We start from the raw sequence: 19,665 nt of genomic DNA, 5'->3' as shown, positions 1-19,665 counted from the left end.
CCCTTACTCCCTGCCATTTATGATTTGTAGGCCGGATAAGACGTTTACGTCGCCTCCGGCATTAACGCCGTGTTATTGCCGGATGGCGGTGCGAGCACCTTATCCGGCCTACAGGCATTACCCGGCAGCCGCGTACAGATCGATAATCTGTGCCTGTGTGGCGGTGCGTGGGTTACTGCGCAGACAAATATCCTCCAGCGCGGCTTGCGCCCATGCGCTGTAGTGTTCGGGTTTGGCGCCAGCGTCAGCCAGCCGTTTGCTCTGCCCTACTTCGGCAATCAGCTCGCTCACCGCCGCAATCGCATCGCGATCGTCCGATTTCTTATTGGTTAACGCCCGGCCGATTTGACTGAAGCGTTCGCGGCATACCATCCGGTTAAAGCCCATGACCGTTGGCAGCAGCATGGCGTTGGCCTGGCCGTGCGGAATATGCAGCGCCGCCCCTGGCTGGTGCGCCATCGCATGACACAGCCCCAGACCGGCGCTGGAAAAGGCCATTCCCGCCATACAGGAGGCCAGTAACATATTTTCACGCGCCGCCAGATCGTGGCCGTAACCCACGGCTTTCGGCAGCGATTTGCCAATCATCGCTATCGCGCCAATCGCCAGGCTGTCGGTAAACGGCGTGGCGTTGAGCGCGCTGTAGGCCTCAATCGCATGCGTCAACGCATCGATACCGGTCATCGCCGTCACGTTTGGCGGAACGCCTTCGGTCACGGCAGCATCAAGAATCGCTACGTCCGGCATTAGTGACGCGTGTGCCAGCACCTGCTTGCGCCCGCTGACCGCGTCGATAATCACCGTCACGTTGGTGGTTTCAGAACCGGTTCCGGCGGTGGTCGGCACCGCAATCAGCGGCAGACGCGGGCGTAATGTACTGCGCTCGGTCATGGCGCTCAGCGTCTGGTCAGGGTTAGTCACCAGCAGGGCAACCGCTTTCGCCGCGTCCAGCACCGAACCGCCGCCAAAGGCCACTACGCCGTCGCACGCCGCCTCACGCAGTTGCGCCACCGCCGCGCAGACGTCGGTGATGCACGGCTCGCCTGGCGGACACGGCCAGACCGTCATCGCCACGCCCTTCATCGCCAGGCTACGTGCCAGCGGCGCGGTCATTCCCGCCTGATGCAGGAAGCTGTCGACCATCACAAACAGATGGCTTACGCCTCGCGCTTGCGCTTCCTGTCCACAGGCGCCGAGCGCCCCAAGTCCGCACAGCGTGACCGGCGGTACGCTGAACGTTTTCACCCGTTGCAGATTCAGGGTGTCGAATGCCTGAAACAGCGCCGTCTGTAGTTCAGCTTGCATAGAGTCCCTCCGCTTTCGCTCTCCCGCTGTTGGCTATCGCCAGCGGGGTCATAAACAGGCTGTGCTGCGGTAAATGCACCTGTAACTCCGGGAAACGCTGGCGAAATAACGCCTCCACGCCCGGCTGCATACAGGAACCGCCCGCCAGCCATAAATCAGCAATTCCTTGCCCTTCAATGTGGCGAGCAACGATCTCCGCCATCTTTTCGTACACCGGCTTCACTACCGGCCAAATCTCCTGCGCATTGCTGCGCTTGTACTGTTCCGCCTCTTCCAGGGGAATACGGCGGTTGCCCGCCAGCGTCAGGGAGATATGGTGCCCGCCAGTGGCTTCATCGGCGGAGTAAGTCACCTTGCCCTGTTTGACGATGGCAATGCCGGTAGTGCCGCCGCCAATATCCACCACGCCTGCATTATCAAGCGCCAGCAGATCCGCTACCGCTGTCGGCTCATCCAGTACGTGGCTGACTTCTAACCCAGCAGACTCCAGCACGTTGATCGAAATACGCGGGTCGGTGCCCGGCGGGAACGAGGTCGCCGCGTGGGTAAAGCGGCAGCCGAGCTGCTGTTCAAGGGTGTCGAGATGACGGCGCACGAGGGTGACGGCGCCGAAGAAATCCCAGACGATGCCGTCACGCACAACGTCGGCCCAGTCAAGGCACACCGCCACCGGCTGGGCGTTGCCGTCGACCACCATCGACACCACGTCGCAGGTGCCCAAATCGACGCCCAGCCACAGCGGTGTGTCGCTGGCGGCGGGCGTCTGGTTACACAGGGCCGCCGCTTTTTGCAGTCTTGGGGTGAGCCAGAGTTGTTCGTCGTGCGCCATGAGTCATCCCTTATACAATGCGAAACGCATCCACCAGCACGCATCGACGCAGCCGCACAAAGGTACGCGCGCTGGTCACGCCTTCGCCGGTTGGCGTGGTGATAGTCATGGTGGTCCAGCCTTCTCCGCCCAATCCAAGCCCGGCAATGCACGGCCCGTTTTTGACGAAAATGCTGGTGTCGATGGCGTTCGCCATCTGGTTCATGTTGTCGATATTGCGCGAGTGCATCGCCGCCGTATGGTGGCAACCGCCTTCAAGTTGTACCGCCAGGGCGATGGCTTCTTCGACGTTGGCGACCCGCACCACCGGCAGTACCGGCATCATCATTTCAGTGACAGCAAACGGATGGTTAGCGGGCGTTTCCACAAACAGCAGGCGCGTTTGATCCGGGACGTTCAGGCCGATGGCTGCGGCGATCTTGCCCGCGTCACGACCGACCCAGTCACGGCTGACGGTGCCTTTGCCGCGCTCATCAATATTCTTCAGCAGCACCGGCTGGAGCTGTTCGGCCTGAGCGGCGGTCAGTTTCACCGCGTGCTGACCTTCCATCAGACGCATCAGCTCGTCGGCGACGCTATCCACCACAATCAGCACTTTTTCGTCGGCGCAGATGATGTTGTTATCAAACGACGCGCCTTTGACGATGGATTGTGCAGCGCGCGGCAGGTCGGCGGTCTCATCCACCACCACCGGGGGATTGCCGGCACCAGCGGCAATCAGGCGTTTATTAGTATGTTTGCGCGCCGCGTCCACCACCGCTTCGCCGCCAGTCACCACCAGCAGGCCAATACCGGGATACTTGAACAGCCGCTGGGCGGTTTCGATATCCGGGTTCGCCACGGTGACCAGCAAATTTTCCGGGCCACCGGCGGCGACCACCGCCTGATTGAGGAGGGTGATTGCCCGCTGAGAGACCTTTTTCGCCGCCGGATGCGGAGCAAACACAACGCTGTTGCCTGCGGCAATCAGGCTGATGGCGTTATTAATCACCGTCGCCGCCGGATTGGTGGACGGCGTGACCGAGGCCACCACGCCCCACGGCGCATTTTCAATCAGCGTCAGGCCGTTATCGCCGGTCAGCACCTGCGGAGATAAACACTCGACGCCCGGCGTGCCGCGCGCCTGCGCCACGTTTTTGGCAAATTTATCGTCAACGCGTCCCATGCCGGTTTCGCTGACGGCAAGTTCCGCTAATTCTCGGGCGTGTTTTTCGCCCGCCTCGCGAATGGCATGAATGGCAAGCTGGCGCATCGCCACGCTCTTCAGCCCCTGCTGGGCCCGTTTTGCTGCCGCCACTGCGTCATCCAGGGAGGCAAAAACGCCCATCTCATGAACAGTGCTGGCCGGCTGGCTGCTGTCTTTCATTTTCAGCAGTACCGCTTTCACCACCTGTTCAATATCCTGTTGATTCATGATGTTCAGTCCTATTTATGGAAAACCACTTTCCCGCCAGCCACCACTTCATCGACGATGCCAATGACGCACAGATCGACCGGTGATAATTCGCTGCGATGCGCCTGGCGTGCGGAACTGCCGCTGACCAGCAGTACCCACTCTCCGGTTCCCGCCCCGATACTGTCGATAGCGACGGCACACTGCCCGTCGGGGTTGCCTTGGGCATCGATCATTTCCACCATCAGCAATTTGTCATGCGCCAGTCCCTGATGGCGGACGGTACATACGATTTGTCCTGTGACGACTGCCAGTTTCATATCCGCCTCCATGGATTGCCCGTTGGGTCGTAGGCCTTGAATCTGCGCACCATCAGGCAATGGCGCGCATTCATGCCGGATGGCGACGCTGCGCGTCTTATCCGGCCTACCATCAAATGTTGCTGTCGCCTTTGAAGCTGATCGGGAACACTTCTTCCAGATCGCCGTGCGGGCGTGGAATCACGTGTACGGAGACCAGCTCGCCAATGCGCTGCGCCGCAGCGGCGCCAGCATCGGTTGCGGCTTTGCACGCCGCCACGTCGCCACGTACCATGGCCGTACACAGGCCACCACCAATCTGCTTCACGCCAACCAGCTTCACGCGTGCGGCTTTTACCATCGCATCTGAGGCCTCAATCAGCGCAACCAGGCCCCGGGTTTCAATCATTCCTAATGCTTCCATCGTGTTTTCCTCTCATTAAAGGGGTCCAGAACGGGACCGTTCATTCAACCAGTGTGTGTAAGCTGCGTTCGCGGCTCACGTCAGCCTGGCGCGGCACGGCTGCCACCAACGCCAGTTCGATAATTTCCTGCACGCTACACCCTCGGGAGAGGTCGTGAAGCGGCGCGGCAAGCCCCTGAATTAGCGGCCCAACAGCGCGATAGCCTCCCAGACGCTGAGCGATTTTGTAGCCAATATTGCCCGCCTCCAGCGACGGGAAAATCATCACGTTGGCGCGGCCTTGCAGCGGGCTGTCAGGCGCTTTTTGCGCGGCGACCTCCGGTACGAAAGCGGCGTCAAACTGCAATTCACCGTCCACAAGCAGTTGCGGCGCACGTTCGCGAACGAGCTCTGTCGCCTGCTGCACGTTGGCAACATTGGGGTGACGGGCGCTGCCGTTGCTTGAAAATGACAGCATCGCCACGCGCGGCTCTTCGCCGGTAATGGCCCGCCAGGTGTCGGCGCTGGCGAGAGCGATATCCGCCAGCTGCGCCGCCGTCGGCTGCGGCACTACGCTACAATCGGCGAACCCTAATGCCGGGCCGGCATACTGCGGCAGCATCAGGAAAATAGACGACAATGTTTTGCACCCGGGTTGCAGGCCAATCACCCGCAGCCCTGCGCGCAGCACATTCGCCGTTGACGACAGGTTGCCTGCGATACACACATCAGCCTCACCGGCGCTCACCATGGCGGCAGCGAACATCAGCGGGTCGCTAAGCTTTTCCACTGCGTCCGGCGGCGTTTTTTCTCCGGCACGGGCAAGCCAGCGTTGCGCAAAACGCTGGCGCATACTCAGGTTGCTGTGTGGGTCGATGACCTGAATGCCATCCATCGCCATACGATGACTCAGGGCAAACTGACGCAGCGCAAACGGACTGGCGACCAGAACGGGGCGAGCCAGACCGTACTGTTGCAGGTAATGCGCCGCTTTCAGCACGCGTTCGTCCAGCGCATCGGGAAAGACGACTCTGGCGGGGGCGCGTACCGCCAGTTCGCGGGCGCGTTCAATGATCATGGCTTCTCTCCCAACCGTTGTTGAATTTGGGCGACCGTCAGCGGATGTTTCGCCACGCTCAAAATCATCATCACGTAAACCGTGCTGGAGAGTCGGTTCAGCGCCTGTAAAATGTCCGGGCGCAAGACCTCAAAACTACGGGTAATAAACACTTGTGCGGCGAGGGTTTCCGTTTCGCGGACTTTGGTTCGCAGGAGATTAAGCAGCGCCGCATCGCGACCGTGGCTGGCCTCCGGCACCAGGTGATCGTGGTCGAGATAGCGCAGCGGCTGGTGGGAAAGCCGATGCAGCTCATCCTCGTTCAGCCCGACGATAGACTGCGCCGCCAGCGGTTCATCTATAGCGTCGGCGCGCATAATGTTGCCCAGCCGCGACCGGATATCGAAAAGCCACGGCTGCCAGGGTTCCGCCAGTTCGATTTGTAGCCACACGGTCAGCGCGATGGCGCTGTCGAGCGCGGCGCGAAAGCCGAGGCGCGGGTCGCTTTTGGCGACCATTTTGTCCGCCGTCAGATGGGTCAGCGTATCGGGCTTTTTCACCACCGGCTGGCGGCACAGTTCACAGCAGGCCTGTGGGTGCGTATCGCTACTGGTTAAGCCATGTACCGGCTGCGGCTGCTGTTCGTCATCATCGACAAACAGCCGGCCTTGCTGATCCAGAAACTTAATGCGCAGGCGGCGGCTTTCCAGCAGTTCCCGGGCCGAGGGCGTCAGTCGTGCATCAGCGGGCAGATGGATTTCCGATCCTTCGCTGAGCGTATGATTCGCTCTGAGCCACGTTTCGGTGATGAAATCGTTCATACGGATTGCCAGTTCGCAGGCCAGGCGACGTACAGAAAGCGCACGGACGTTGGCGTGCCAAATTCAATGCTGGAGCCTTTAGGGATGAACATGACATCTCCGGCTTTGGCAATCATGGTTTCGCCTTCATGGCGTACGTGCAGTTCGCCCTCCAGCACCATGTCGATTTCGTCGTAGTTCAGCGTCCACGGGAAAAAGGCGTTGTCCCACTGCATAAACCCGGCGGCCATGCTGCTGCCGTCCTGCTCTGTAACCAGATCGGTTAAGCCGACGCAGTGCGGTTCGGCGCCGTCGAAGCGGCCAAATTTCACGCTGCTGCCGTCAATGACTTTCACGCCGCCTTTACCCGTGACGGAGGTAAAGCTCGGCTGCATCGTCCCCAGTTCCAGCGACTGCTTTTCCTTGAGCACTTTTTCCATCAGCTGCGCCACCAGGCTTTCAGTAAACTGCCCTTCCGGGAGCTGCGCGATGATGGCTTCCCGAATGCGCTGGCTTTCGCTTTTACACGCCTGCGCCGATGTGGATGCCGGGACGGACTCGTCGCATTCGGTAATCGTGAAGCCCAGTAGTTCCGCCACTTCGCGAGCCTCCGGGGTAATAATGCTGGCGCGCAGCACTACCGACATCGCCTGTTCGCCGCGGGCGTGGGCCGCACGAATATCGTTAGCTGTGATAAGTTTTTTCACCTGCCTCTTCCTCCTGTTCACTGAGAGCCGCCAGATAATCCACCAACTGCCGCACGCTTTGCGGGTCGTGGCCGTTGAGCTCGAAAATCGGCTCCCGGAATCCAATCTCGCAAAGCAACTGCCGCGTAGCGGCGACGTCGGCATCCGGCATGTCCGTTTTGCTGATAACGGCGATATGTCGTTTACGGGTTCCAACGTCCAATAACCCGGCAGGTAAGCGACTTTCTTTATCGTTTGCCGCGTGGACATAAATCAGCGTGTCCACATCCTGCAACGTGGTAATTAAGGCGTGATACCAACGGGGATGGCTAAAATATTCACCCGGCGTATCGATATCGCCATGATCATTAAATTCCACGGCCTGCGTTTTTCTGGCGAGGGAATAATTTCCCCGTAACGCGTTAAAAAGCGTTGTCTTTCCGGCACCGACCGCGCCGACAAAAGCAATACGTTTCATTACCGCCACCAATTAACTTTTTGTTAACTCACACAGGGTAAAGTTTAATAATCGCCCCAGCCCGCTGACCGTCTGTAATAGCGCTTCTTCTACTGCACCGACGGTGCCATAAATCACCAGCGCGCCGCTAAATCTGTCGAGAAAACCGATGTGTACATCCGCAGCCTTCATCGCTAAATCGCCAGCGATCATGGCCGTCTCCCCCGGCGTTAAGGTCATAATGCCAATCGCGCCAGCATCGGGAACGCCGATCTTTTTCGCCAGTTCTTCACCAGGGTGCGCAATGAGATGCGCCAGCGTGACCTGTTTGCCCGGCACAAATTCCTGAATAATGCGTTCTTTATTCATTGCTCACCATCTCCACTGAAACTGCCGTCATCGTGGCAATTTTTTGTCGGAGTAAATAACAAAATTCGGCAAGGTGATGTAAAAGGTGAGGTAGATCACTAAGAGAAAGAAAATAAAAGGGACTTCTGTCGAAGGTGTTAACGATAAATATCGTGGTGCATCACATTTTCAGGCGTCATTCTGAATTTAAACCTGTTCCGCAATAAATACCCACCGGCTATTCTTTGTATTACTACTATTGATAAAAATAATGCGTATCACTCGATTTATGCATAGTACAGATTCAGTGAAATAAGTAGGGGTAACGCAATAGGTTCCAGAATATCCCCACCCGAGCCTTTCATGCCATGGCGAAGCCCAGCGGCGCATAAAAAAAGCGCAGGAGAACCTGCGCCAGAAGAGAGAGTAATGCGTTATTAAAGCGGCGTGGTTTGCGCTTCAACTACCGCTAACGCCACCATATTCACGATACGGCGTACAGAGGCGATCGGCGTTAATACATGTACCGGTTTAGACACGCCCATCAGGACTGGGCCGACCGTGACGCCTTCGGAACTGGAGACGCGGAGTAAGTTGTAACTAATGCGGGCGGCTTCCATATTCGGCATCACCAGAATATTGGCGGCTCCCTTCAGCGGGCTATCCGGCATCCGGTCATTACGAATACTTTCCACCAACGCCGCATCACCGTGCATCTCGCCGTCAATCATCAGATCGGGCGCTCGTTCGCGTACCCGCTCAAGGGTTTCGCGCATTTTGCTGGCGGACAGCGAATTTGAGGAACCAAAGTTAGAGTGCGACAACAGCGCGACTTTCGGCTCAATACCAAAGCGGCGAACGGTTTCCGCCGCCATTACGGCGATCTCCGCCAACTGTTCCGGCGTGGGATCTTCGTTAACATAAGTATCGGCAATAAAAGTGTTGCCGCTTGGCAGCAGTAAGGCGTTCATCGCCCCTGCCGTATGCACGCCGTCACGGTAGCCAAAGACGGCTTTCACTACGCTGAAATGCTCATGGTAGTCGCCGATAGTGCCGCAGATCATCGCATCCGCTTCCCCACGCTGCACCATGATCGCGCCAATGGCCGTATGGTTGCCGATCATCGCACGCTGCGCCTGTTCCTGAGTTACCCCGCGACGCTTCATGATCTGGTAATACTCGCTCCAGTACTCTTTGAAGCGCGGATCGGATTCATTATTCACGATCTCGAAATCAACGCCCGCTTTGATCTGTAGCCCCAGTTTCTGGATACGCATTTCGATCACGCTCGGACGTCCGATCAGGATGGGTTTCGCCAGCCCCAGGGTGATCAACTCCTGGGTTGCGTGCAGCACGCGCGCCTCTTCCCCTTCCGGCAGCACTACACGCTTCGGATCTTTGCGTGCCTGCGAGAAGATCGGCTTCATGAACAGGTTGGTTTTGTAGACAAACTCGGTCAGTTTATCGATATAGGCATCAAAGTCAGCAATCGGGCGCGTCGCCACGCCGGAATCCATTGCCGCTTTCGCGACCGCCGGAGCGATTTTGACAATCAGACGCGGGTCAAACGGTTTCGGAATAATGTATTCCGGCCCAAAGCTCAGGTCCTGATCGCCATAGGCCGAGGCCACCACTTCGCTCTGTTCGGCGTGCGCCAGCTCAGCAATCGCACGGACCGCCGCCAGTTTCATCTCTTCGTTGATCGCCGTCGCGCCGACGTCCAGTGCGCCGCGGAAGATAAACGGGAAGCACAATACGTTGTTCACCTGGTTCGGATAGTCGGAACGACCGGTACAGATAATGGCGTCCGGGCGCACTTCTTTCGCCAGCGGCGGCAGAATTTCCGGTTCCGGGTTAGCCAGCGCCAGAATCATTGGCGCGCGGGCCATTTTCTTCACCATCTCCTGAGTCAGCACTTTCGGGCCTGAACAGCCGAGGAAAATATCCGCGCCGTCAATGACCTCATCCAGCGTGCGCTTGCCGCTGTCGTCTACCGCATAGGCCGCTTTGGTCTCCGCCATATTCGGCTCACGGCCTTTGTAAATAACGCCCTTAGAGTCGCACACCACGATGTTGTGCTTTTGCATCCCCAACGCGACCAGCAGGTTCATACAAGCGATTGCCGCCGCCCCTGCGCCGGAGACGACCATCCGCACGTCGGAAATATTTTTCTCTACGACTCGCAGGCCATTAAGAATGGCGGCAGTACTGATGATCGCCGTTCCGTGCTGATCGTCATGGAAAACCGGGATGTTCATGCGCTCGCGCAGTTTCTGTTCAATATAGAAACATTCCGGCGCTTTAATGTCTTCGAGGTTAATGCCGCCAAAGGTCGGCTCCAGCGCTGCGACCACATTGATAAATTTGTCCGGATCAAGCTCATCGACTTCAATGTCAAACACATCGATGCCGGCGAATTTTTTAAACAGAACGCCTTTGCCTTCCATGACCGGCTTGCCGGCCAGCGCGCCAATGTTGCCTAACCCCAGCACCGCTGTACCGTTGGAAATGACCGCGACAAGGTTGCCGCGCGCGGTGTATTTGTAGGCTGCCAGCGGATCTTTTTCGATTTCCAGGCAGGGCGCCGCCACGCCTGGCGAGTAAGCCAACGCCAGATCGCGTTGGGTGGCAAGGGGCTTAGTCGGAGAAACCTGAATTTTACCGGGTACCGGAAATTCGTGGAAATCAAGGGCGCTTTGTTTTAACTGCTCATCCATCTTGTTGTTCCTTTCACGTATCGTTCAAAAAGTGACGCGGCCTGGTGCGCCGCACATTATCACCGTACTGCGCAACACAAACTTTGAAGGTCTGCAAACTATCACGACGCGGCGCAAGAGTTTGTTATCAACTTATAACGGTCATGTTACCTGCTTATACCAGCAATACCATGCCTGTCTGCTATGCTTTTTGGTTATGTAGTGTATCAATCTTTCAGAAGTGTGAATCAACACACTCATCTAACACTTTACTTTTCAAGGAGTATTTCCTATGAACCAGCTAGACGGCATCAAACAATTCACTACCGTCGTCGCCGACAGCGGCGACATCGAGTCCATCCGCCACTACCAGCCGCAGGATGCCACGACAAATCCCTCTTTACTGTTGAAAGCCGCCGGGCTTGAGCAGTATGGTCATTTGATTGAGGATGCGATTGCCTGGGGGAAAAAACACGGCGGTACGCAGGAACAGCAAGTTGCAGCAGCCAGCGATAAACTGGCGGTCAATTTTGGCGCGGAAATACTGAAAAGTATTCCCGGTCGCGTCTCCACTGAAGTCGACGCGCGGTTATCATTCGATAAAGAAAAAAGTATCGAGAAAGCGCGCCATCTGGTAGATCTCTACCAGCAGCAGGGTATTGATAAATCACGCATTCTGATCAAGCTCGCCGCAACCTGGGAAGGTATCCGCGCCGCCGGGCAGCTCGAAAAAGAAGGCATTAATTGCAACCTGACGTTGTTGTTCTCTTTTGCCCAGGCGCGCGCCTGCGCCGAAGCGGGCGTCTATTTGATCTCTCCGTTCGTGGGCCGAATTTACGACTGGTATCAGGCGCGTAGTCCGCTGGAGCCGTATGTCGTGGAGGAAGATCCCGGCGTGAAATCGGTACGCAATATCTACGATTACTTTAAACAGCATCGCTATGAAACCATCGTGATGGGGGCAAGTTTCCGCCGTACTGAGCAAATCCTCGCGCTAACCGGCTGCGATCGACTGACTATCTCCCCTAACCTGCTTAAAGAGCTGAAAGAAAAAGAAGAACCGGTGATCCGTAAACTGGTGCCTTCCTCGCAGATGTTCCACCGTCCTACGCCAATGACGGAAGCGGAGTTCCGCTGGGAACATAATCAGGACGCGATGGCCGTAGAGAAGCTGTCGGAAGGTATCCGTCTTTTTGCTGTTGACCAGCGCAAACTGGAAGACCTGCTTGCCGCCAAACTATAAACCTTGCATGGAGTGATTTATGTCCCGTAAAGACCTTGCCAATGCGATTCGTGCGCTGAGCATGGATGCCGTTCAAAAAGCCAATTCCGGGCACCCCGGCGCGCCGATGGGGATGGCGGATATCGCTGAAGTGCTATGGAACGATTTTCTTAAACATAACCCCACCGATCCGACCTGGTATGACCGTGATCGTTTTATCCTTTCCAACGGTCACGCCTCCATGCTGCTCTATAGTCTGCTGCATTTAACCGGTTATGACCTGCCGCTGGAGGAGTTAAAAAACTTCCGTCAACTGCACTCTAAAACGCCCGGTCACCCGGAGATTGGCTATACGCCCGGCGTTGAAACCACCACCGGACCGCTGGGCCAGGGGCTGGCGAATGCCGTCGGGCTGGCGATTGCCGAGCGTACGTTAGGCGCACAGTTCAACCGGCCGGACCACGAGATTGTCGACCACTACACCTATGTCTTTATGGGCGACGGCTGTCTGATGGAGGGGATCTCGCATGAGGTGTGTTCGCTGGCTGGTACGCTGGGACTGGGCAAACTGATCGGCTTTTACGATCACAACGGCATCTCCATCGATGGCGAAACTGAAGGCTGGTTTACCGACGATACCGCCAAACGTTTTGAAGCCTACCACTGGCATGTCGTGCATGACATTGACGGGCACGATCCGGAGGCGGTGAAAAAAGCCATTCTGGAAGCCCAGAGCGTAAAAGACAAACCTTCGCTAATTATCTGTCGGACGGTGATAGGTTTTGGCTCGCCGAATAAAGCCGGGAAGGAGGAGTCGCACGGCGCGGCGCTGGGCGAAGAAGAGGTGGCGTTGACCCGCCAGAAGCTGGGATGGCATCATCCGGCGTTTGAGATCCCAAAAGAAATTTACCGCGCGTGGGATGGCCGTGAAAAAGGTGAGAAAGCGCAGCAGCAGTGGCAGGAAAAGTTTGCTGCTTATGAGAAGGCTTATCCTGAGCTGGCCGCAGAGTTTACCCGCCGGATGAGCGGCGGACTGCCGGAGACATGGGAATCCGCCACGCAAAAATTTATTAACGACTTGCAGGCTAATCCGGCCAAAATCGCCACCCGTAAAGCATCGCAAAATACGCTCAATGCCTACGGTCCCCTGTTGCCGGAACTGTTGGGCGGATCGGCGGATCTGGCGCCGAGCAACCTGACTATCTGGAAAGGTTCGACCTCGTTGAAAGAGGATCCGGCAGGTAATTACATCCACTATGGCGTGCGCGAATTCGGCATGACCGCCATTGCCAACGGCATCGCCCACCACGGCGGCTTTGTACCGTATACCGCCACGTTTCTGATGTTTGTCGAATATGCGCGTAACGCGGCGCGTATGGCGGCCTTAATGAAAGCCCGGCAGATTATGGTCTATACCCACGACTCCATCGGTTTGGGCGAAGATGGCCCGACGCACCAGGCCGTGGAACAACTGGCGGGCCTGCGCTTAACGCCTAACTTCAGCACCTGGCGTCCCTGCGATCAGGTTGAGGCGGCGGTCGGCTGGAAGCTGGCCATTGAACGTCAGCACGGGCCGACGGCGTTGATTCTCTCGCGGCAGAATCTGGCGCAGGTGGAACGCACGCCGGAACAGGTGAAAGCAATTGCTCGCGGCGGTTATATTCTGAAGGATAGCGGCGGCAAGCCGGATATCATTCTGATCGCTACCGGATCGGAAATGGAAATTACCCTCCAGGCGGCGGAAAAATTGACTGGCGAGGGGCATAACGTTCGCGTGGTGTCGTTGCCTTCAACGGATATTTTCGATGCGCAGGACGAGGCATATCGCGAATCAGTGCTACCGGCGCACGTGACCGCCCGCGTCGCGGTGGAAGCCGGTATAGCCGACTACTGGTATAAATATGTTGGCCTAAAAGGCGCAATTATCGGCATGACGGGATACGGTGAATCCGCCCCGGCTGACAAACTGTTCCCGTATTTTGGCTTTACCGTGGAAAATATTGTAGAAAAAGCCCGCCGGGTGCTGAACATCAAAGGCTAAGGCGAGCGTTAGCAACACAGACTTTGCGCAGTCTGCAGACCTGTTCTGTAGGCTGTGCAAAATTACTTCGTAGACTCAGGCGCATCTGACTGCCCGATGACGACCTCATCAATGGATTTATGGCACATCAGGCAAAAGGCCTTTTTTTTATGCGCCTGCAATGTTGAATCCCACGCCGCTGATCCGCCTTCTTTATTCACTTTTTCTCTTATCGCCGCCAGCCGATCTATTTCATAATAAGCGCTCAGGCAGCCACAATGGGGGCATAATACGGGGCCATTATTTATTTTCATACTATTTCCTGCTGTGGTGAGGCTATCGGGTAAAATAACAATCCTACCGTAACGTAGCAATCTCTATACCATAAATGAAACCTCAATAGGTGTATCCCTATTCTGAAAAGGGGGATAACAACCAGGATTCAACGCGTGATCCACAGCGTAGGCCAGGCATCCGGCCCGTGCCAGTTATCGCAGCTCGGTTCTTCGGCATAACGTACCAGACGAAAACGATCGCCATCATAACGCCAGCGCGTCTGGATACCACAGTCGGTTAACCCCCGCCCTTTCGCCAACGTCACCAGCTCGCGCGTTTTCTCGTCAAAGAAGGCGTTCATCAACTCCATGTCATTACTTTCGACGCCGCGATTAAACGGCAGCCGCAAACGTACGGCGCGCGAGGCGAGCGTTTTTTTGCGTGAAACTACCCAGGCGAGATCAATAGTGTTATAGGCGCCGGCTTCGCAGTTAACAATCAATAACGCTTTATCATCCGTCAACGCGCTGACCTGCGTCTCGCGACGCAGCGGGTCAAGCGAACAGCGAATGCCGTTTACCCGCCATGCTGCGTAGTCCAGCAGATCGTCGCGTTCTTCCTCACTCAGCGGTACGGGCGTTGGATTAATCACGGCGATCCCCTTTAATGCCGGTGCCGGGGGCACGCTGAGCGGCGGTTCGTTTCCTTTTTCAATCCAGGCGGTTTCGCTGCCCACACGTTTTTGTTGCGCGTCGATAAACAGTAATGCCGCTTTTAATCCCGCCAGCGAAAGCGTCTGAACGCCGTTTTTTAAGGTGATAGCTTGCGCATCCTGAATCGTCTGTAAAAATGCGGTGATGGTGGCAGGATCGCCGGTCATGAGATGCCAGGGCGACACGCGCCAGTGTGGACTGTTGAACGAAAGCGGTTTGCCATCCAGCAATAAGCGAGGCGCAATTGCGGCTTCTTTGGCGTCGGGCGGCGCCAAACCGCCGCGGTCGATACGCAGTACCGCATCGGTACGCGCCCCGGCGCTGCGGCTTAATGTCATCACCAGCCCATGATGTTCGCCAGTATTGCGCGCTACGCAAAAATTTTGGTTATTACAGGTGACCTGCCAGTCGGAAAAAGTCCGTTGCGCTGGCGCAGCCCACAGTAGCTGGACCGGCAACAGGCCAAACAGACAAAAAAGAATAACGCGGTAGCGCATGAACGGAACAACCCCAGATTCAGAACAACACAGCTAAGGCGGTATCTTCCTTGCGCGCCTCAGGGTTCTCAATCAGATTTATCGGATTGGTCTTTTTTGTGTAAAGAAATATATTTCTTTTTTTTCAGTCCATTAGATGAGACGTCTGTAAATAGTTAAGCAATAACACGGTCTTACCGTCCCGAATCTCACCTGAGCGCACCATTTCCAGCGCCCGGGAAAACGGCAGTTCAAGCACCTCAATCTCTTCGTCCTCCACGCCGCCGCCGATGCTGGCACGCTCGCTATCATGATATTCGGCAATGAAGAAATGAATCAGCTCCGTGACGCCGCCTGGCGACATATAAAGCTCAAATATCTTGCGTACCTCACCAACGTCATACCCTGTCTCTTCAATGGCCTCTTTACGGATACAGACCTCCGGCTCGTCGTTATCAAGCAGGCCAGCGCAGGTTTCAATTAACATACCGTCTTGATTACCGTTGACCCATGTCGCCACGCGAAACTGGCGAACCAGAAGCACGGTTTTTTTAGTTGAGTTGTAAAGCAGAATGGTTGCGCCATTCCCGCGATCGTAAACCTCACGCTTGTGACGGATAACCTCGCCATTACGACGGGTCAGGTCATAGGTAATGTTGCGCAGAGTAAAATAATTATCAGAAAGAATTTTATCCTTAATAAGCGTAATGGTTTGCGACATGCTGGCTCCAGGGTGTAAAAAGAGCATTAATATTACGCCGTGAGGCCGGTTTTGTCTGCTGAAGGGTTAATCCTTAATGCCAACTGAACGGACGTACAGCCATATTTTTCTGTCACTGCTATGACCATATTCTGCTTCTCCGGGCCGCAGAGTCCATGCTCGCGATATGATTTGACGGCCGGAGTGAGACTGAGGGAATCATCATGAAATTTACTCTCGTTGCGACGGTTCTACTGACGTTTTCCCTTTCAGCTTTTGCCGTTGAATATCCGGTATTGACCACCGCGAGTCCTGATCAGGTGGGGTTTGATAGCCAAAAACTTCACCGACTTGATGGCTGGATTCAAAATCAAATTGATGCCGGATATCCCAGTATTAATCTTCTGGTGATAAAAGATAATCATATTGTTCTACAAAAAGCCTGGGGCTATGCCAAAAAATATGACGGTTCCACGCTGTTAACCCATCCTATTCGGGCGACCACTAACACGATGTATGACCTGGCTTCAAACACAAAAATGTATGCCACTAACTTTGCATTGCAAAAACTGGTGTATGAAGGAAAAATAGATGTCAATGATTTGGTATCAAAATACATCCCCGGCTTTAAGGATATGCCTGGGGATAAAATAAAAGGCAAAGATAAACTCCGCATTATTGATATTCTTCATCACGTCGCGGGCTTTCCTGCCGACCCACAATATCCTAATAAAAACGTCGCCGGTAAATTATTCTCACAGAGTAAAAGCACTACTCTGGAGATGATTAAAAAGACGCCGCTGGAATATCAACCTGGGTCAAAGCATATCTATAGCGACGTGGATTATATGATTCTTGGTTTTATCGTTGAATCGATAACGGCAATGCCATTAGATCGCTACGTCGAAACCACCATTTATAAACCGCTCGGATTAAAACATACCGTCTTTAACCCGCTGATGAAAGGCTTCACGCCGCCGCAAATCGCCGCAACGGAACTACACGGCAATACGCGTGACGGCGTGATTCATTTCCCCAATATTCGCACCAATACACTATGGGGCCAGGTGCATGATGAAAAAGCCTGGTACTCAATGGGCGGCGTTTCAGGACACGCCGGACTGTTTTCTGACACCCATGATATGGCTGTGTTAATGCAAGTCATGCTCAATGGGGGCGGCTACGGTAACGTGAAGCTATTCGACGACAAAACGGTTGCGCAGTTTACTCGCCGCTCGCCAGAAGACGCTACCTTTGGTCTGGGGTGGCGCGTTAACGGCAACGCCTCAATGACCCCCACGTTCGGGGTATTAGCCAGTCCGCAAACGTATGGACATACCGGATGGACCGGAACGCTGACGTCTATCGATCCGGTTAATCATATGGCGATTGTGATTTTAGGTAACAGGCCGCACTCGCCGGTAGCAAATCCTAAAGTAAATCCGAATGTTTTTGTCAGTGGATTATTACCTGCGGCGACGTATGGCTGGATTGTTGACCGGATATATGGTTCCTTAAAATAAAAATTAAGAGCCTATCCCACCAGGCGTTATTGGCGCAGCCAGTTTGGACACGGACAGCGCGCAAAAACCGGAGCGTACACGTAGTACGTGAGGTTTGACTCGCTACGCTCGCCCTTCGGGCCGCCGCTAGCGGCGTTCAAAACGCTAACGCGTTTTGGCGAGCACTGCCCAGGACCAAAATGACAAGTAAAATAGTCGTAATGGGATAGGCTCTAAGAAGGGATTCTGATAGCGTCCCTTCCTTCAATTTACACTCTATTTTCAATACTAAGATTGGCCTCATCAGGCCTGTTAAACGTCGCCCCGACGGGAAAATGTTTATCGCAGGGCGTCCAGCCCTGCGAGCGTCAACATTTCTGCAAACGGAGTAAGGTTAGCCAATAAGTTTAAGATTTTTTATCACTCAATCATTTAACCGTTCCAGGCCTTAACCGGCCTACAAATACGCTTATTTAGCTAACCAGTCGAGTATCCCCTGCGCGGCATGTCGGCCTTCTGCCATCGCCGTCACCACCAGATCGGCGCCGCGCACCGCATCGCCGCCGGCGAAAATTTTCGGGTTGGACGTCTGGTAACGAAACTCGCTCTCGACGCTGGCGGCAATACGTCCCCAGTTATCCACCTTCACGCCATGCGATTCCAGCCACGACATACCATGCGGATGAAAACCAAACGCCATAATGACCGCATCCGCCGGCATCACGAACTCGCTGTCCGGTACAGGTACCGGACGGCGTCGCCCCTGACCATCCGGTTCGCCAAGCCGCGTACGCAAAAAGCGAATACCGCTGACGCGCCCGTGCGTATCCAGCACCAACTCAACCGGCTGAACGTTAAATTCAAAGTTCGCGCCCTCTTCCCGCGCGTTTTTCACCTCTTTTTTCGACCCCGGCATATTGGCCTCATCACGGCGATAAGCGCAGGTGACGTTGGCAGCGCCATGACGCAGCGCCGTACGTACGCAGTCCATTGCGGTGTCACCGCCGCCCAGCACAACCACGTTAAGGCCCGCAGTATCAATAAACGGCTCGTCAGGCAACGCCGGAAGCCCTATCACCTGTTTGGTATTGGCGATGAGGAATGGCAACGCATCATATACCCCCGGCGCGTCTTCATTCGGTAAATCAGCCTTCATGGAACGGTAGGTTCCTACCCCGACAAAGACGGCGTCATAACTCTCCAGCAGCGTCTCCAGAGAAATATCTTTCCCTACTTCGCAGTTAAGCTCGAAACGAATCCCCATCGCGCTGAAGATTTCCCGACGGCGCGCCAGCAGAGATTTATCCAGTTTGAAAGCCGGAATACCAAAGGTGAGCAAACCGCCGATTTCCGGGTGGCGATCGTAGACGGTGGCGCTTACGCCATGGCGCGCCAGCACGTCAGCGCAGGCAAGACCTGCCGGCCCCGCGCCGATAATCGCCACGCGCTTATCGCTCTTCTGTACGTCCGACAGGTCGGGACGCCAGCCTTTGCTCAGAGCGCGATCGGAGATATAGCGCTCAATGTTGCCGATGGTAACCGCGCCATACTCATCGCGGAGTGTACACGCGCCTTCGCATAGCCGGTCCTGCGGACAGACGCGCCCGGTAATTTCCGGCAGGCAGTTGGTCTGGTGGGAAAGCTCTACCGCCGCATCAATATCGCCGGCTTTCACCAGTTCGATCCACTGGGGAATATGGTTATGCAGAGGACAGGTCCATTCGCAGATACTGTGTTCCCCGCATGTGAGGCAGCGGGACGCTTCACGCTCGGCCTGCGCGGCGCGAAACGGCAGATAAATTTCCTCAAGGGTGGTTTTACGCGCTTCAATCGCCAGTTTATCCGGTTCGCCGCGTGGCGGCGTCGCCTGCATACGCTCGACTTTGCTGCTTGCTGTCCCACTGTGTTGTGTATCCACGGTATGCCAGGGGCGAATCTCCTGCCGGGCGGTACGCAGCCGTCGCGTTTTAGCCAGACGGGTCAACGAGTCTTCGGTGACCAGTTGCAGCGCATCCGCCGGGCAATTTTCCACGCAGGCCGGACCCTGTTCACGTCCCTGACACAGATCGCATTTATGCGCGCTGGCTTTGAACTGGTTTGGCGCGACGGGCGTCAATACCATCTGCATGGTGCCGAATGGGCAGGCGACGACGCAGGATTTACAGCCGATGCACTTCTGCGCATTGACCTGCACGCTGTTGTTAATATGCGCGATCGCGCCGTTCGGACAGCTACGGGCGCAGGGCGCATCTTCGCAATGGTGACATGTGACCGCGCTGCGCTGGTGCTGATGTTTGATGACAGTAATTCGGGGCTGATAGCGCTGTGACGTCAGGACATGTCGCTCATCATTGTGAGCCATTACGCAGGCGACCTCGCAGGCATGGCAGCCCAGACACTGCTGGCTATTGGCCATAATAAAACGATTCATGGCATCCTTCTGTTTTGGTTGTAAAAACCTTATTCTTTATATGAGCATTGTT

At 55.6% G+C, this 19,665-nt stretch carries 18 protein-coding genes; 3 read left to right on the top strand and 15 right to left on the bottom strand.

Annotated elements, in window-relative coordinates:
- Nucleotides 1-117: 117 nt before the first annotated feature.
- The 11 genes from eutG to maeB form a co-directional block, all read right to left on the bottom strand.
- Nucleotides 118-1,305, bottom strand: coding sequence for an ethanolamine utilization ethanol dehydrogenase EutG (eutG, locus tag OLG56_RS06575; protein ID WP_001147505.1), 1,188 nt, complete (start codon nucleotides 1,303-1,305; stop codon nucleotides 118-120).
- Nucleotides 1,295-2,134: an ethanolamine utilization protein EutJ gene (gene eutJ / locus OLG56_RS06570; protein ID WP_000929675.1), complete on the bottom strand. Its 840-nt coding sequence runs from the start codon at nucleotides 2,132-2,134 to the stop codon at nucleotides 1,295-1,297. Before eutJ ends, eutG begins: the two co-directional genes overlap by 11 nt.
- Nucleotides 2,135-2,144: 10 nt before the next feature.
- Nucleotides 2,145-3,548 (bottom strand): aldehyde dehydrogenase family protein, encoded by a 1,404-nt coding sequence (locus OLG56_RS06565; RefSeq protein ID WP_001075640.1) that lies wholly within the window; start codon nucleotides 3,546-3,548, stop codon nucleotides 2,145-2,147.
- An 11-nt stretch (nucleotides 3,549-3,559) separates the two neighbouring features.
- Nucleotides 3,560-3,847, bottom strand: a complete 288-nt coding sequence (gene eutN, locus OLG56_RS06560; protein ID WP_001522340.1) for an ethanolamine utilization microcompartment protein EutN — start codon at nucleotides 3,845-3,847, stop codon at nucleotides 3,560-3,562.
- 112 nt (nucleotides 3,848-3,959) lie between these two features.
- Nucleotides 3,960-4,250 carry an ethanolamine utilization microcompartment protein EutM gene (gene eutM, locus OLG56_RS06555; RefSeq protein ID WP_000387716.1) on the bottom strand — a complete coding sequence of 97 codons (291 nt, stop codon included), beginning with the start codon at nucleotides 4,248-4,250 and terminating at the stop codon, nucleotides 3,960-3,962.
- Between the two features lie 40 nt (nucleotides 4,251-4,290).
- Nucleotides 4,291-5,307, bottom strand: coding sequence for a phosphate acetyltransferase (gene pta / locus OLG56_RS06550; RefSeq protein ID WP_000582929.1), 1,017 nt, complete (start codon nucleotides 5,305-5,307; stop codon nucleotides 4,291-4,293).
- Nucleotides 5,304-6,107: an ethanolamine utilization cob(I)yrinic acid a,c-diamide adenosyltransferase EutT gene (gene eutT / locus OLG56_RS06545; protein WP_000997661.1), complete on the bottom strand. Its 804-nt coding sequence runs from the start codon at nucleotides 6,105-6,107 to the stop codon at nucleotides 5,304-5,306. The genes pta and eutT overlap by 4 nt, the downstream gene beginning before the upstream one ends.
- On the bottom strand, nucleotides 6,104-6,793 hold the full coding sequence (gene eutQ / locus OLG56_RS06540) for an ethanolamine utilization acetate kinase EutQ (protein ID WP_000733867.1): 690 nt from the start codon (nucleotides 6,791-6,793) through the stop codon (nucleotides 6,104-6,106). Before eutQ ends, eutT begins: the two co-directional genes overlap by 4 nt.
- Complete coding sequence (eutP, locus tag OLG56_RS06535; protein WP_000820751.1) at nucleotides 6,771-7,250, bottom strand: ethanolamine utilization acetate kinase EutP; 480 nt, start codon at nucleotides 7,248-7,250, stop codon at nucleotides 6,771-6,773. Before eutP ends, eutQ begins: the two co-directional genes overlap by 23 nt.
- A 12-nt stretch (nucleotides 7,251-7,262) precedes the next feature.
- Nucleotides 7,263-7,598 (bottom strand): ethanolamine utilization microcompartment protein EutS, encoded by a 336-nt coding sequence (gene eutS / locus OLG56_RS06530; protein WP_001031445.1) that lies wholly within the window; start codon nucleotides 7,596-7,598, stop codon nucleotides 7,263-7,265.
- Nucleotides 7,599-8,014: 416 nt separating this feature from the next.
- Complete coding sequence (maeB, locus tag OLG56_RS06525) at nucleotides 8,015-10,294, bottom strand: NADP-dependent oxaloacetate-decarboxylating malate dehydrogenase (RefSeq protein WP_000344299.1); 2,280 nt, start codon at nucleotides 10,292-10,294, stop codon at nucleotides 8,015-8,017.
- 271 nt (nucleotides 10,295-10,565) lie between these two features.
- On the opposite strand from maeB, the gene tal reads away from it, so the two are divergent.
- Nucleotides 10,566-11,516, top strand: coding sequence for a transaldolase (tal, locus tag OLG56_RS06520; protein WP_001072443.1), 951 nt, complete (start codon nucleotides 10,566-10,568; stop codon nucleotides 11,514-11,516).
- Between the two features lie 19 nt (nucleotides 11,517-11,535).
- Nucleotides 11,536-13,536 (top strand): transketolase, encoded by a 2,001-nt coding sequence (gene tkt / locus OLG56_RS06515; protein WP_000087328.1) that lies wholly within the window; start codon nucleotides 11,536-11,538, stop codon nucleotides 13,534-13,536.
- A gap of 62 nt (nucleotides 13,537-13,598) precedes the next feature.
- Here tkt and OLG56_RS06510 read toward each other — a convergent pair whose 3' ends face one another.
- The 3 genes from OLG56_RS06510 to nudK all read right to left on the bottom strand — a co-directional run bounded on the left by OLG56_RS06510 (nucleotide 13,599) and on the right by nudK (nucleotide 15,701).
- A complete protein-coding gene (locus OLG56_RS06510) occupies nucleotides 13,599-13,829 on the bottom strand; it encodes a hypothetical protein (RefSeq protein ID WP_000700635.1) in 231 nt (76 codons plus the stop codon).
- A gap of 128 nt (nucleotides 13,830-13,957) precedes the next feature.
- Complete coding sequence (locus OLG56_RS06505; RefSeq protein ID WP_001270668.1) at nucleotides 13,958-15,001, bottom strand: DUF1176 domain-containing protein; 1,044 nt, start codon at nucleotides 14,999-15,001, stop codon at nucleotides 13,958-13,960.
- Nucleotides 15,002-15,125: 124 nt separating this feature from the next.
- On the bottom strand, nucleotides 15,126-15,701 hold the full coding sequence (gene nudK, locus OLG56_RS06500; RefSeq protein WP_000084033.1) for a GDP-mannose pyrophosphatase NudK: 576 nt from the start codon (nucleotides 15,699-15,701) through the stop codon (nucleotides 15,126-15,128).
- Nucleotides 15,702-15,904: 203 nt separating this feature from the next.
- Between nudK and pbp4b the strand changes: the two genes are divergently transcribed.
- Nucleotides 15,905-17,203, top strand: a complete 1,299-nt coding sequence (gene pbp4b / locus OLG56_RS06495; protein WP_061377289.1) for a penicillin binding protein PBP4B — start codon at nucleotides 15,905-15,907, stop codon at nucleotides 17,201-17,203.
- A 448-nt stretch (nucleotides 17,204-17,651) separates the two neighbouring features.
- Here the strand turns inward: pbp4b and aegA are convergent, their stop codons facing one another.
- Nucleotides 17,652-19,613 carry a formate-dependent uric acid utilization protein AegA gene (gene aegA / locus OLG56_RS06490; RefSeq protein ID WP_061377288.1) on the bottom strand — a complete coding sequence of 654 codons (1,962 nt, stop codon included), beginning with the start codon at nucleotides 19,611-19,613 and terminating at the stop codon, nucleotides 17,652-17,654.
- Nucleotides 19,614-19,665 lie beyond the last annotated feature (52 nt).

This window comes from Salmonella sp. 2018103 (genome assembly GCF_026247685.1).
GTDB lineage: Bacteria > Pseudomonadota > Gammaproteobacteria > Enterobacterales > Enterobacteriaceae > Salmonella > Salmonella enterica.
Note: the sequence above shows the minus strand (reverse complement) of the source record. Positions and strands in the feature narration are given on the sequence as shown.

Coding starts and splice junctions, on each gene's coding strand:
- eutS (WP_001031445.1), bottom strand. CDS start 7,598: ATGAATAAAGAACGCATTATTCAGGAATTTGTGCCGGGCAAACAGGTC.
- pta (WP_000582929.1), bottom strand. CDS start 5,307: ATGATCATTGAACGCGCCCGCGAACTGGCGGTACGCGCCCCCGCCAGA.
- eutT (WP_000997661.1), bottom strand. CDS start 6,107: ATGAACGATTTCATCACCGAAACGTGGCTCAGAGCGAATCATACGCTC.
- pbp4b (WP_061377289.1), top strand. CDS start 15,905: ATGAAATTTACTCTCGTTGCGACGGTTCTACTGACGTTTTCCCTTTCA.
- aegA (WP_061377288.1), bottom strand. CDS start 19,613: ATGAATCGTTTTATTATGGCCAATAGCCAGCAGTGTCTGGGCTGCCAT.
- maeB (WP_000344299.1), bottom strand. CDS start 10,294: ATGGATGAGCAGTTAAAACAAAGCGCCCTTGATTTCCACGAATTTCCG.
- eutN (WP_001522340.1), bottom strand. CDS start 3,847: ATGAAACTGGCAGTCGTCACAGGACAAATCGTATGTACCGTCCGCCAT.
- OLG56_RS06565 (WP_001075640.1), bottom strand. CDS start 3,548: ATGAATCAACAGGATATTGAACAGGTGGTGAAAGCGGTACTGCTGAAA.
- OLG56_RS06510 (WP_000700635.1), bottom strand. CDS start 13,829: ATGAAAATAAATAATGGCCCCGTATTATGCCCCCATTGTGGCTGCCTG.
- tal (WP_001072443.1), top strand. CDS start 10,566: ATGAACCAGCTAGACGGCATCAAACAATTCACTACCGTCGTCGCCGAC.
- OLG56_RS06505 (WP_001270668.1), bottom strand. CDS start 15,001: ATGCGCTACCGCGTTATTCTTTTTTGTCTGTTTGGCCTGTTGCCGGTC.
- eutJ (WP_000929675.1), bottom strand. CDS start 2,134: ATGGCGCACGACGAACAACTCTGGCTCACCCCAAGACTGCAAAAAGCG.
- nudK (WP_000084033.1), bottom strand. CDS start 15,701: ATGTCGCAAACCATTACGCTTATTAAGGATAAAATTCTTTCTGATAAT.
- eutP (WP_000820751.1), bottom strand. CDS start 7,250: ATGAAACGTATTGCTTTTGTCGGCGCGGTCGGTGCCGGAAAGACAACG.
- eutM (WP_000387716.1), bottom strand. CDS start 4,250: ATGGAAGCATTAGGAATGATTGAAACCCGGGGCCTGGTTGCGCTGATT.
- tkt (WP_000087328.1), top strand. CDS start 11,536: ATGTCCCGTAAAGACCTTGCCAATGCGATTCGTGCGCTGAGCATGGAT.
- eutG (WP_001147505.1), bottom strand. CDS start 1,305: ATGCAAGCTGAACTACAGACGGCGCTGTTTCAGGCATTCGACACCCTG.